Source organism: Actinacidiphila bryophytorum, from assembly GCF_016916835.1.
GTDB classification, from domain to species: domain Bacteria; phylum Actinomycetota; class Actinomycetes; order Streptomycetales; family Streptomycetaceae; genus Actinacidiphila; species Actinacidiphila bryophytorum.
This window is the reverse complement of the sequence record NZ_JAFFIX010000011.1, coordinates 247264-259005: the sequence shown is the minus strand read 5'-3', so window position 1 is coordinate 259005 and position 11742 is coordinate 247264. Positions and strand designations below refer to the sequence as shown.

Here is an 11742-nt window from a genome sequence, read left to right as displayed (position 1 = left end):
CGACTCCGACAACGCAGCGAGCGTGCGTGCCAGGCGTCGCGGGGCAGGCGGGACTTCCAAAACCCGGCCTAGTGCCCGCCTCCTGGTGCCCGCGGCGGCCCAATGGTCACAGATACAGGCCGTCGGCGGCCTGGGCGGGCACCGGCAGCGCGGCGTTCGTACCGCGGCGCAGGGCGTACAGCTCGGCCAGCGTCGCACCGTCGCGGCCGATGCCCTCCGCCGTGCCCAGCCAGCTGACGGCCTCCTCGCGGCTGAGCGGGCCGACCTCGATCCTGGCCAGGCAGCGGCCGGGGCGTACCACCGCGGGGTGCAGCCGCTCCAGGTCCTCGTTGGTGGTGATGCCCACCAGCACGTTGCGCCCCTGGCCGAGCAGGCCGTCGGTGAGGTTCAGCAGCCGCGACAGGGCCTGGCCGGTCTGGTGCTTGGCCTGACCGCGGATCAGCTCGTCGCAGTCCTCCAGGAGCAGCAGCCGCCAGCGCCCGCCCGCGCTGCCGTCGTCCTCGCCGATCGCGATGTCCATCAGGTAGCCGACGTCGTTGAACAGCCGCTCGGGGTCGAGGACGCAGTCGACCTGGCACCAGTCACGCCAGGAGCGCGCCAGGGTGCGCAGTGCCGACGTCTTGCCGGTGCCGGGCGGGCCGTGGAGCAGCAGCAGCCGGCCGGCGATGTCGTCCACGCTCAGCTTCATCAGGCTGTCCATGGCCTCGGCGACCGGCGCGGTGTAGTTGCCGCGCAGCTCCTCCCAGGTGGCGGCGGAGATCTGCCGGGTGGTGCGGTGCGGTCCGCGGCGCGGCGACACGTACCAGAAGCCCATGGTCACGCTCTCGGGCTGCGGCTCCGGCTCGTCCTCCGCGTCGTCCACCGACGACCTGAGCACCTGCTCCGCGAGGTCGTCGGTGACGGCGGCGACCGTGACGTCGGCGCCGCGGTTCCAGCGGGAGACCAGGATCGTCCAGCCCTCGCCCTCGGCGAGGGTCGCGCTGCGGTCCTTGTCGCGGGCCTGCCGCAGCACGGTGGCCTCAGGCGGCAGCAGGGTGAGCCCGGACTTGACGGTGTCCAGGGAGGCGCCCCGGGCGAACGGGTGCTCGCCGGAGGTGAAGCGGCTGAGGAAGAGCGCGTCCACCACGTCGGAGGGCGAGTCGCTGTCGTCCAGCCGCAGATGGACGGGAAGGGCGTGCTGCGGTGCGGTCGCTGCTGCGGGCAGGGGCACTGACTGTTCTGCGGGCAGCTTCGCCGCCCGGGCTGCGGGCTGGTGTGCGGACCGGCCCGTCCCTGCTCCTGCGGTGGGCGGCACTGGCCTCCTCGGTTCACGCGGTGTCGCGGACATGTGCCCATGATCGGGCACCCGCGGCCTTTCGGCCCAGTGTTTTTCGGTGCGGCTCCGCGCCGCCGCCGACCGTGGTCAGCGGCGGTGGCAGAACAGGAGTACGGTTCTGCCACTGTTCGACTCCAGCGCCACGAATTCGTCAACACCCTTGAGAAGAAGGTGAATCGGGCATCCGGGTCGGACGTGGGATGCGCACGTGACGCGGCGGGGCGATAGGGTTAGCCTGCCCGGGCCGGGTGCCCTCGTCAGGGTGGGGAGAGTCATGGAACAGATAGCGATGCACGGCAGGCCGCGAGTGCCTGCCATCAGTGCGGGAACGGGTGCGTCCAGTGCGCGTCTCGACCGGCATCTGGCCATACTGGCCGGGCCGGCCCTGCCGCAGCGCGAGACCGAGGAAGCGACCGTGCTGCTGCGGGAGCTGACGTCGCGCAACACCGCCCACACCACGGCGAACCGCGGTGCCAGGGTCTCCCTCTTCGCCCCGCTGCGGCGGCTGCGCAGATCGCTCTTCGGCAACCGCCGCTGAACGGTTTCCGCTGTTCGCGCCGCCCCCTGTGGTGCTTCGGCACGCCCTGGTCCCCGACGCCGCTCCAGCCTGCCCGCCTCTCCCCAGTCGGCCGGCCCCCGCGGTCGCGGACCCTCGTGTTCCGCTGCCCTCACACCAGCGCGAACTGCCCGTCAGGTCCCTCTTCACGGTGGTCGAGTACGGACGCCGGCCTGCGCCTGGCCGCCGGCACCGGTAGGACGCCCGCCGCTCGCAGCGCCGCCGCGCCCAGCGTGCGCCCCGTGCCGTCCGCCAGCCGGCGGGCCAGGGCCTGCCGTGCCTCGTCCAGGTCGGCGAGCAGCGTCAGGACGCTGACCACCTCCAGCAGGTCCGAGGTGGTCGAGCGGGTCCAGCGGGGCGGCCGCAGCGCCTCCAGCGATCCCGGTGCGCCGGGCGCGGTCCGCCGCTCCCACCACGCTTCGAGCACCCGCACCCCGCCGGCGGTACGGTCCCAGGCCGCGGGGGAGACCGGCGAGATCCGGCCCGCGCCGATCCGCAGCTCGCGCTGCTCCCGGTCGTACTCCAGATCCTCGCCTGCCGGGTCCGCGGGAAGCGGCGCCCTGACGTAGGGGCGGCTGCCGCCCGGCAGCCGCGGCGGTCCGCCCGGGCCGCGGCCCGCGGCCGGGTCGGTGAAGCGGGCGCCGCGGGTGTGCAGCCACAGCAGCTGCCCGCCCAGCGCAAGGCCGCGGCTCCACGCGCCCGGCTCTGCGGGCAGCGGCACCTCGCAGCCGCCGGGCCCGGTCCTGGCCGCCGCGGCGATCCAGGCCAGCACCTCCCGTGCGCTGACCTCGGTGGCCAGCCGCGCCGACAGCAGATCGGCCAGGCCGGGCGCGAGGTTGGGGTCCCGGCCGCCGGGCTGCCGGAACAGCGGCCGTATCCGGCCCGGGCGGCCCGCGGGGGCGCTGCCGTCGGGCAGCAGCGCGCTGAAGGCCAGGGCCGGTTCGTCCAGGTCCGGCAGCCAGGGCTGTTCGACGGCGAAGACCTGCTCCTCGTCCAGGACCCGCCACAACTCCGGCCGTGCGGCGTCGATCAGCCGGTGATCGGGTATCAGCCACTGCCGGTCGTAGGGGCCGTGCCGGATCTCGACCGGCTCGGGGCAGCGGCCCTCCTCCCGGGCCAGCGCGGTGGTCGCGGTGCGGTGGCCGGGCAGCTGGGCGACCCGGCTGTGCAGCCCGCGCGCCCGGGTGGGCTGCAGCAGCGCCGCGCGCTCCGCCTCCTCCGGCGCCGCGGTGAGCTGCGCCCAGCGGTCCCGCAGCGTGGCGGCGTCGGGTGCCATGGGCCAGCCGCGGCCGATCCGCAGCGGGCGCACGGACCACGGCATCAGGTCGTGCAGCAAAGGCGCGTCGTCGTCGCTCACCGCATGCATGCTACTGACGCCGCTCAGCGCGCCTCCATCGTCACGGTGAAGGAGAACCGGTCGCCCCGGTAGTGGATCCGCACCACGTCCACCGCCCGCCCCGACTCGTCGTAGGTGACCCCGGTGTAGTGCAGGATCGGGCTCAGCAGCGGCACCTGGAGCAGCCGGGCGGTCTCCGGGGCCGCCAGCCGGGCCTCCACGGTGTCGGTGATCCGGCTGATCCGCACGCCCAGCACGTCGCGCAGCACCTTGGTCATCGGCCAGCGCTCCAGGTCGGCCAGGTCGATGCGGGCGGCAAGCTCGGGGCGGACGAAGTTCTCTGCCCAGTTGGTGGGTTCGCCGCCCTCGTCGCAGCGCAGCCGCCGGTAGGCGACCGCCTCCGCCAGGTCGGGGAAGTGCTCGGCCACCTCGGGCGGCAGCGTCTCCCGGCCGTGCTTGAGGACCGCGGTGCGCCCGCCGGACTGCTGCGCCACGATCGCGTCGACCGACCCGAGCAGCTTGACCGGTGCGCCGCGCAGCGCCGCCGGCTCTATGAAGGTGCCGCGTCTGCGGTGGCGCGATATCAGGCCCTCCTCCTCCAGCTCCTTGAGCGCCTGGCGCATGGTGAGCACGCTCACGCCGTAGTGCCCGGCGAGGTCGTCCTCGGTGGGCAGCCGCAGCGGGTCGTCGGGGCGGCGGCCCAGTATCGAGGCGCGCAGCGACTGCGAGACCTGGTACCACAGCGGCAGTTTGCGGTTCAGGACCAGCGAGTCGGGGGCGAAGGCGGAGGGCACGGAGGTCACATCCTGAAGTTTCTCGCAAGCCCCTCCCACACCGCGTCATACGCCTGCTGCCGGTGGCCCGCCGCCAGGGCGAACTCGGTGGGCACGACCGGCCAGCGGGTCTCGAACATGAAGGCCAGCCCGTCGTCCACCCGCTGCGGCGCCAGCTCGGCGGTGCTGGCCCGGTCGAAGGTCGTACGGTCGGGGCCGTGCGCCGACATCATGTTGTGCAGCGAGGCGCCGCCGGGCACGAAGCCCTCGGCCTTGGCGTCGTAGGCGCCCTCGATCAGGCCCATGAACTCCGACATCACATTGCGGTGGAAGTACGGCGGCCGGAAGGTGTCCTCGCCGACCAGCCAGCGCGGGGCGAAGACCACGAAGTCGGCGCCGGCGAGCCCCGGGGTGTCGGACGGCGAGGTCAGCACGGTGAAGATCGACGGGTCGGGGTGGTCGTAGCTGAGCGACCCCAGCACGTTGAAGCGCCGCAGGTCGTACAGGTACGGCACATGGCTGCCGTGCCAGGCGACGACGTCGAGGGGCGAGTGGTCGTAGCGGGCCGACCACAGGTTGCCGCCGAACTTGTTGAGGACGTCGGTCTCCTCGTCCCCGTCCTCGTAGGCGGCGACCGGGGCCAGGAAGTCCCGGGCGTTCGCCAGGCCGTTGGCGCCGATCGGCCCCAGCTCGGGCAGTTGGAAGGGCCGCCCGTAGTTCTCGCACACGTAGCCGCGCGCGGTGCCGTCGGGCAGTTCGACCCGGAAGCGGACGCCGCGAGGGATCAGCGCGACATGTCCGGGCTCGGCGCGCAGCACCCCCAGCTCCGTCCGCAGCAGCAGCGCGCCCCGCTGCGGCACGATCAGGAACTCCCCGTCGGCGGAGGAGAACACCCTTTGCAGCATGGGGCGGTTGGCGGCGTACCAGTGGATGCCGATGCCCTCACGGCGCAGCACGTCGCCGTTGCCGCCGACGGTGACCAGGCCCTGCACGAAGTCGGTCGGCTCCTCGGGCAGCGGCAGCGGGCTCCAGCGCAGCCGGTTGGGGTCGGGCTCCACGTCCAGGAAGGGGCCGCTGCGCAGCGACCCGTTCGGCACCCGGTGGTAAGGGGGGTGCGCGGCGGACGGGCGGATCCGGTAGAGCCAGCTGCGCCGGTTGTGCGCGCGCGGTTCGGTGAAGGCGGTGCCGCTCAACTGCTCGGCATACAGCCCGAAGGGGGCGCGCTGCGGTGAGTTGCGCCCCACCGGCAGCGCGCCCGGCACCGCTTCGCTGCTGTGCTCGTTCCCGAATCCCGCCATGTAGTCGAGGTCTTTGCCGTCCAGGCCGATGTCCATGATCCGCTCCCCGCGTCGTCGTCCTGATTCCTATGCTGAACCATAGGAATCAGGACGGCAACCCCCGCCTGCGGCCTGTGGACAACCTGCTCAACCGGCCGTGATCTGCCTGCTCAGCGCTCGTATCGTGGCCGCCGCGATCACCGCGTGGCCGCGCGCGGTGGCGTGCACGAGGTCGGCCGAGTACAGGTCGCGGTCGCCGACCGCGGGGTGGTCGTACATCTCGACCAGCACCGCCCCGTGCCGCTGCGCGGTCTCGCGGACGATGCCGTTGAGCAGGGCGACGCCCTCCTCCAGCGGCCCGCCGCGCAGTTCCGGCACCGCGGCGGCCACGTTCGCCAGCGCGAAGGCGAAGAGCGTGCTGCCGGGGGCGGCGAGGCGGCCGAAGAGCAGGTCCATCTCGCGGGCGACCGCGGCGGGGGAGAAGCCAGGCAGCAGCAGGTCGTTGCCGCCGCAGACCACCGCGACCAGGTCGGGTGCGAAGGCCGCCGCCCGGTCCGCCTGTTCCGCGCGGACCTGGGCGGTGGTCAGGCCGCGCCGGCCGAGGTTCGCGTAGACGGTGCCGGGCACCGCGCTGTGCAGCGCCTCCGCGGTGCGGTCCGCCCAGGACGCCGTGCGGTAGCCGGGCAGCGGGTCACCCAGGCCCTCGGCGAGGCTGTCGCCCACCACGGCGAAGCGCTGCCAGGGCGCGCCTCGCAGCAGCTGCTCGCCCTCGCTTTCCGCCAGGCAGTGCGGGTCGGCCGCCTCCGCGGGATACGCGGCGGCCCGGCCTGCGGGCGCCCGGCCTGCGGGTGCCTGGCCTGCGGGCGCCTGGTCCGCGGTGGCCCGGTCGGCGGTGGCGCGGCCTGCGGGTGCCTGGCCTGCGGGTGCCTGGTCCGCGGTGGCCCGGTCGGCGGTGGCGCGGCCTGCGAGGGCCTGCCTTGCGGGTGCCTGGTCGGCGGTGTCCCGGTCGGCCTCGTCGGCCGGCCGCGGCTGCGTGCTCGACTCGTGGATCACGTCAGGACTCCTTCACCAGGGTGCGGGCCATGGCCAGGCCCGCCAGTGCGGCGACCGCGGCCACCAGGCCGCAGGTCAGGAAGACGTCGCGGTACGCCTGCGGCCCGGCGACCCCGTGCGCGGCGAGCACCGACGCGGTGGCCGCCACGCCCAGCGAGCCGCCCAACTGCCGGGCGGTGGTGGTCATGCCGACGCCCGAGGCGAACTGCTGCGGCGGCAGGGACCTGGCGGCGGCGGTCGACAGCGCCGTCAGTGCGGCGCCGAAGGACGCGCCGCCGATCAGGCCCATGGGCAGCCACAGCGACAGGAAGCGGGTGTCGGAACCCAGGTCCGCGAAGGCCCACACGCTCACGGCGGCGAACGCGGCCATGGACACCCCGACCACCGCGGGCAGTTGGTTGCGGCTTGGCCCGCTTGCCCACCGCGACGGCGGCGACGGCCGAGGTCAGCGCACCAGGGGTGACGGCGAAGCCGGCCTTGAGCACCGAGTAGTGCCAGACCGTGGTCAGGAACAGCGGGCTGCTCAGCAGCCACCCGAAGAGCGCGGCGCCGGTGAAGGCCGCGGCGACCGAGGCCACGGTGAAGGTGCGGTTGCGGAAGAGCGCTGTCTCCACCGCGGGCGCGGCATGGCGGGCGGAACGCAGCAGGGCGACGGCGATCAGGGCCGCCCCGCCCGCCACGCACCCCACGGTGGCCGCCTCGGCCCATCCCCAGTCGCTGCCCTTGGTGAGTCCCAGCACCAGCAGGGCGATGCCCGCGGTGACCGCCAGGGTGCCGAGCGGGTCGGGGAGTTGCCGCTGCGCTCCGCTGCGCTCGGGCAGGCCGCGTACTCCGGCGAGCACCAGGGCGGCGCCGACCGGCACGTTGATCAGGAAGACCGCGCGCCAGCCGAAGGCGTCGACCAGGATGCCGCCGAGCGCGGGACCCGCCGCGGTGGCCAGCGAACCGGCCGCACCCCAGGCGCCTATTGCCGCGGGGAGCCGCTGCGGCGGGGTCGTGGCCAGCAGCAGGCCGAGCGCGGCCGGGATCATGCCCGCCGCGGTCGCGCCCTGCAAGGCGCGGGCGGTGATCAGCCAGGGGAGGTCGGGCGCGCATGCGCACAGCGCCGAGGTGAGGGTGAAGCCGGCGAGCGAGGACAGGAAGAGCCGCTTGCGCCCGAAGGTGTCGGCGATGCGGCCCGCGGGGGTGAGCAGGGCGGCGAACAGCACCGCGTAGCTGCTGACGACCCAGGACAGGTCGGAGACCCGGTCGGCGGGGAAGCTCCGCGCCAGGTCGGGGAAGGCGACGTTGACGACGGTGGTGTCGAGGAAGGCGATGAAGGTCGCGCCCGCGCTGAGCAGCAGAACCAGGCCGGGGCGTACGCCGGCGGCGCCGGGTGACGGCCGGCCCGCGTCAGGCGGCGCGGCGGAGGTGGACGTGGGTGAGGACATGGCGGTCCTTGTCTTGGCGACAGAAACATACTGGTGGTATGAAACATACATACCGAAGGTATGTGAGTGTCAAGCACCGCCTTTGGCTAGGGTGGGCAGCGGACCGACGGGAGCGGGGGCAGGGCGGCGCCGGCAGCGGCGCCCAGGTGACAGGAGGGTGGCCGTGGCGACAGCGCATACGGCGGCGGAAGGCGTCGGACGGCAGCCGCGCGTACGCCCGACGCAGCGGGAGCGCTCCGACGCGACCGTCGAGGACCTGCTGACCGCCGCCCGCGCCCTCTTCGCGAGCGCCGGCTACGCCGCCACGTCCCTGGACGCGGTCTGCGAGCGGGCCGGTGTGACCAAGGGCGCGCTCTACCACCACTTCGCCGGCAAGAAGCAGCTCTTCAGCGCCGTCTACACGCGCGAGCAGGAGCGCCTCGCCGCCCGGATCACCGGCGCCTACCGGGCGGCCGCCGCCGACCCGTGGCAAGCGGTCTTCGAGGGGTGCCGGGCCTACCTGGAGGCCTCGCTCGACCCCGAGGTCCAGCGGATCACCCTCTTCGACGCGCCCGGCGCGCTCGGCTGGGAGGCGATGCGCGACCTGGGCGTCAACTGCCGCGAGCTGACGCAGAAGGGCATCGCCCGGGCCATCAGGAAGGGCGCCATCCCCGACCGCCCCGCCGACCCGCTGACCTCGATGCTCTACGGCGGCCTGAGCGAGAGCGCCATGGCCGTCGTCAGGGCGCCCGACCCGCAGGCCGCGCTGGACGAGGTGCTCACCGACCTGCGCAGGCTCTTCGACGCGCTCGCCGCCGGGAGCTGAGCCGGATGGCGGGTGCCGCGGGCGCGGCCGGCGCTACGGGCGCCGACGGCGGGCTGCTGCGCCGCGCCCCCGTGCAGCGGCGCAGCACCGAGCGCCTGGAGCGGATCCTCGACGCCTGCGCCCAACTGCTCGACGAGGCCGGCTACGAACGGCTCAGCACCAGGGCGGTCGCCACCCGCGCCGGTGTGCCGATCGGCTCGGTCTACCGCTTCTTCGCAGACAAACGCGCCATGGCCGACGCGCTCGCCCACCGCAATCTGGACGACTTCCTCGACCGGACCGCGGCGCGGCTGGCGCAGCCCGGCACCGCGGCCGGGTGGCGGGCGGCCGTCGAGGTGCTGGTGGACGAGTACACCGCGATGAAGCGCACGGCCCCCGGCTTCGCGCTGCTGGACTTCGGCGTGCCGGGCGAGAGCAACGACGACCTCGCCGAGCGGCTGCCCGCGCTGCTCGGCGACCGGCTCACCGCCGACCCGGCGCAGCCGCGGCTGCGGCTCGCCCTGGTGGTCGCGGTCGAGGCCGCCGACGCGGGGCTCCGACTCGCCTTCCGCACCGACCCGGACGGCGACCCCCGGGTCGTCGCCGAGACCAAGCAGCTGGTCCTGGCCTACCTCGCCACGGTGTTGGACTGACGCCCCGGCCCACCGGCACCCGGCGGCGGATCGCACGAGCAGGGGCGATGTCAGTACCGCCGAGTAGTGTCGTTGTCCGTACCGATCGGTAGTGTCGAGGACGAACGCGCGCCAGTGCCGCCGCCGTCCAGGGGGAGTCACCGATGACCCGTACCGCTCTGCGCATCTGCCCGCTGTGCGAGGCCACCTGCGGCCTCGTGCTGACCATCGACCAGGAGCGGGTCACGCACGCCCGCGGCGACCGCGACGACGTCTTCAGCGCCGGCTTCGTCTGCCCGAAGGGCGCCTCCTTCGGCGCGCTCGACACCGACCCCGACCGGCTCACCCGGCCGCTGGTGCGCAAGGACGGCCGCCTGGCCGAGGCGAGCTGGGCCGAGGCCTTCGCCGCGGTCGCGGCAGGCATCGGGGCCGTCACCGCGGAGCACGGCGGCGAGGCCGTCGGCGTGGTCCTGGGCAATCCCAACGTCCACACCATGGCCGGCGGCCTCTACCCGGCGCAGCTGGTCGCGGCGCTGCGCACCCGCAGCGTCTTCACCGCCAGCACCCTGGACCAGATGCCCAAGCACGTCAGCTGCGGCTTCCTCTTCGGCGACCCCAACGCGATCCCGGTGCCCGACCTCGACCGCACCGACCACCTGGTGCTGATCGGCGCCAACCCGCTGGTCTCCAACGGCAGCCTGGCCACCGCTGCGGACTTCCCCGGCAAGCTCAAGGCGCTGCGGCGGCGCGGCGGCCGGCTCACCGTGGTCGACCCCAACCGCACCAGGACCGCGGAGGCCGCCGACCGCCATGTGGCGCCCAGGCCCGGCACCGATGCGGCGCTGCTCTTCGCCATGGTGCACGTCCTCTTCGCCGAGGGCCTCGCCGACCCCGGCGAGGCCCTCGCGCCGCACCTGAGCGGAGCGGCGGAAGTCCGCGTCCTTGCGGAGGACTTCACGCCCGAGGCGGTCGCCGCCTATTGCGACGTCCCCGCCGAGGACATCCGCACCCTGGCGCGGGAGCTGGCCGCCGCCGAGAGGGCCGCGGTCTACGGGCGGCTCGGCAGTACGGCCGTCGAGTTCGGCACCCTGGCCAGCTGGCTGGTGGACGTGCTCAACGCGCTGACCGGGAATCTGGACCGGCCGGGCGGCGCCATGTTCCCGCTGTCGGCCACCGCAAGGGCGCCCAGGCCGCCGCGCCCCGGCAAGGGCTTCACGACCGGGCGCTGGCGCAGCCGGGTGTCGGGCCACCCCGAGGTCAAGGGCGAACTGCCCGCCGCCGCCCTTGCCGAGGAGATCGACACACCGGGGGAGGGCCGGCTGCGCGCGCTGGTCGTCGTGGCCGCCAACCCGGTGCTCTCCGCGCCCGACGGGCTGCGCACCGACCGCGCCCTGGCCGGGCTCGACTTCATGGTCAGCGTCGACCCCTACCTCAACGAGACGTCGCGGCACGCCCATGTCGTCCTGCCGCCGCCCCCGCCCGCCCGCAGCGCGCACTACGACTTCGCCTTCAGCACCCTCGCGGTACGCAACACCGTCCGCTACAGCCCGCCCGCCGTGCCGCTCGCCGCCGGCACGCCGGACGAGCCGGAGATCCTCGCGCGGCTGATCCTCGCCGTCCTCGGTCAGGGCGGGCCCGACGCCGACCCCGCCCTGGTCGACGACCAGGCCGTGGCGCGGCGGTTCGGCTCGGAGACCGCCGACCCGCACTCCCCGGTCCACGGCAGGGACGCCGCCGACCTGGCCGCGCGGCTCGGCGGGCGCACCGGCTACGAACGGCGGCTGGACATGATGCTGCGGCTCGGCCCGTACGGCGACGGCTTCGGGGCGCGCCCCGACGGCCTCACCCTGGCCGGGCTCCTCGACCGGCCGCACGGCATCGACCTGGGGCCGCTGGAGCCCCGGCTGCCCGCCGTACTGCGCACCGCCTCCGGCACCGTCGAGCTGGCCGCGCCGGCACTGGCCGCCGACGTACCGCGGCTGCGGGCGGCGGTGGCCGAGGGCGGCGACCGGCAGTCGCTGGTCCTGATCGGGCGCCGCCATCTGCGGTCCAACAACAGCTGGATGCACAATGTGCCGGTCCTGACCGGCGGCAGCAACCGCTGCACCCTGCAGATGCACCCCGAGGACGCCGCCCGGCTGGGCCTGGCGGACGGGGCGCAGGCCCGCATCAAGGGCGACGGCGGCGAGATCACCGCGCCGGTGGAGATCGCCGCCACCTTGCGCCGCGGTGTGGTGTCGCTGCCCCACGGGTGGGGCCACGACCGCAGCGGCACCCGGCTGACCGCCGCGTCCCGCGAGCCCGGCGCCAACGTCAACCAGCTGCTCGACGGCAGCCGCCTCGACCCGCTGTCTGGCACCGCCGTGCTCAACGGCTTCCCGATACAGGTGGAGCCGGCCGGCTGACGGCCCGGCATGTCGGGCGGCGTCTACGGCTGCGCCTTACCGCGCGGCGACCGGCTGCGCCTGGCAGCGGTTTCCGGTACGGGCGAGGCCCGCGGGTGACCCAGGGCACGCGACGGACCCTGGCGACGTAAAACTATCGGCGCTAGTTTGGGCGTCGGACGCAGTGGCGACTCGGAAGGCG

Annotated in this window: 10 protein-coding genes; 4 read left to right on the top strand and 6 right to left on the bottom strand. The window is 74.5% G+C overall.

The window, feature by feature from the left end:
• Positions 1–106: 106 nt before the first annotated feature.
• The gene (locus JT723_RS18825; RefSeq protein ID WP_205045832.1) at positions 107–1327 is read right to left on the bottom strand and encodes a DUF5925 domain-containing protein; all 1221 of its coding nucleotides are present in this window, start codon (positions 1325–1327) and stop codon (positions 107–109) included.
• A 262-nt stretch (positions 1328–1589) separates the two neighbouring features.
• On the opposite strand from JT723_RS18825, the gene JT723_RS18820 reads away from it, so the two are divergent.
• Entirely contained in the window at positions 1590–1853 is a 264-nt protein-coding gene (locus JT723_RS18820) for a hypothetical protein (RefSeq protein ID WP_205045831.1), read from the top strand.
• Positions 1854–1983: 130 nt separating this feature from the next.
• Here JT723_RS18820 and JT723_RS18815 read toward each other — a convergent pair whose 3' ends face one another.
• The 5 genes from JT723_RS18815 to JT723_RS18795 all read right to left on the bottom strand — a co-directional run bounded on the left by JT723_RS18815 (position 1984) and on the right by JT723_RS18795 (position 7740).
• Positions 1984–3237: a type ISP restriction/modification enzyme gene (locus JT723_RS18815; protein ID WP_205045830.1), complete on the bottom strand. Its 1254-nt coding sequence runs from the start codon at positions 3235–3237 to the stop codon at positions 1984–1986.
• Between the two features lie 14 nt (positions 3238–3251).
• Positions 3252–4001 (bottom strand): GntR family transcriptional regulator, encoded by a 750-nt coding sequence (locus tag JT723_RS18810; RefSeq protein WP_205045855.1) that lies wholly within the window; start codon positions 3999–4001, stop codon positions 3252–3254.
• 5 nt (positions 4002–4006) lie between these two features.
• The gene (gene hmgA, locus JT723_RS18805; protein WP_205045829.1) at positions 4007–5314 is read right to left on the bottom strand and encodes a homogentisate 1,2-dioxygenase; all 1308 of its coding nucleotides are present in this window, start codon (positions 5312–5314) and stop codon (positions 4007–4009) included.
• A 90-nt stretch (positions 5315–5404) separates the two neighbouring features.
• A complete protein-coding gene (locus JT723_RS35190; RefSeq protein WP_205045828.1) occupies positions 5405–6310 on the bottom strand; it encodes an SGNH/GDSL hydrolase family protein in 906 nt (301 codons plus the stop codon).
• Positions 6307–7740: an MFS transporter gene (locus JT723_RS18795; protein ID WP_205045827.1), complete on the bottom strand. Its 1434-nt coding sequence runs from the start codon at positions 7738–7740 to the stop codon at positions 6307–6309. Before JT723_RS18795 ends, JT723_RS35190 begins: the two co-directional genes overlap by 4 nt.
• 163 nt (positions 7741–7903) lie before the next feature.
• Here JT723_RS18795 and JT723_RS18790 point away from each other — a divergent pair, with 163 nt between their 5' ends.
• The 3 genes from JT723_RS18790 to JT723_RS18780 all read left to right on the top strand — a co-directional run bounded on the left by JT723_RS18790 (position 7904) and on the right by JT723_RS18780 (position 11561).
• Positions 7904–8545, top strand: coding sequence for a TetR/AcrR family transcriptional regulator (locus tag JT723_RS18790; RefSeq protein ID WP_251513820.1), 642 nt, complete (start codon positions 7904–7906; stop codon positions 8543–8545).
• A 5-nt stretch (positions 8546–8550) separates the two neighbouring features.
• Complete coding sequence (locus JT723_RS18785) at positions 8551–9177, top strand: TetR/AcrR family transcriptional regulator (protein ID WP_205045825.1); 627 nt, start codon at positions 8551–8553, stop codon at positions 9175–9177.
• 143 nt (positions 9178–9320) lie between these two features.
• Complete coding sequence (locus JT723_RS18780; protein WP_205045824.1) at positions 9321–11561, top strand: molybdopterin-dependent oxidoreductase; 2241 nt, start codon at positions 9321–9323, stop codon at positions 11559–11561.
• Positions 11562–11742: the final 181 nt, after the last annotated feature.

Bases quoted from the DNA above. Each gene is read 5' to 3' on its own strand.
- JT723_RS18820 (WP_205045831.1), top strand. From the start codon at position 1,590: ATGGAACAGATAGCGATGCACGGCAGGCCGCGAGTGCCTGCCATCAGT.
- JT723_RS18795 (WP_205045827.1), bottom strand. From the start codon at position 7,740: ATGTCCTCACCCACGTCCACCTCCGCCGCGCCGCCTGACGCGGGCCGG.
- JT723_RS18825 (WP_205045832.1), bottom strand. From the start codon at position 1,327: ATGTCCGCGACACCGCGTGAACCGAGGAGGCCAGTGCCGCCCACCGCA.
- JT723_RS18780 (WP_205045824.1), top strand. From the start codon at position 9,321: ATGACCCGTACCGCTCTGCGCATCTGCCCGCTGTGCGAGGCCACCTGC.
- JT723_RS18785 (WP_205045825.1), top strand. From the start codon at position 8,551: ATGGCGGGTGCCGCGGGCGCGGCCGGCGCTACGGGCGCCGACGGCGGG.
- hmgA (WP_205045829.1), bottom strand. From the start codon at position 5,314: ATGGACATCGGCCTGGACGGCAAAGACCTCGACTACATGGCGGGATTC.
- JT723_RS18815 (WP_205045830.1), bottom strand. From the start codon at position 3,237: ATGCATGCGGTGAGCGACGACGACGCGCCTTTGCTGCACGACCTGATG.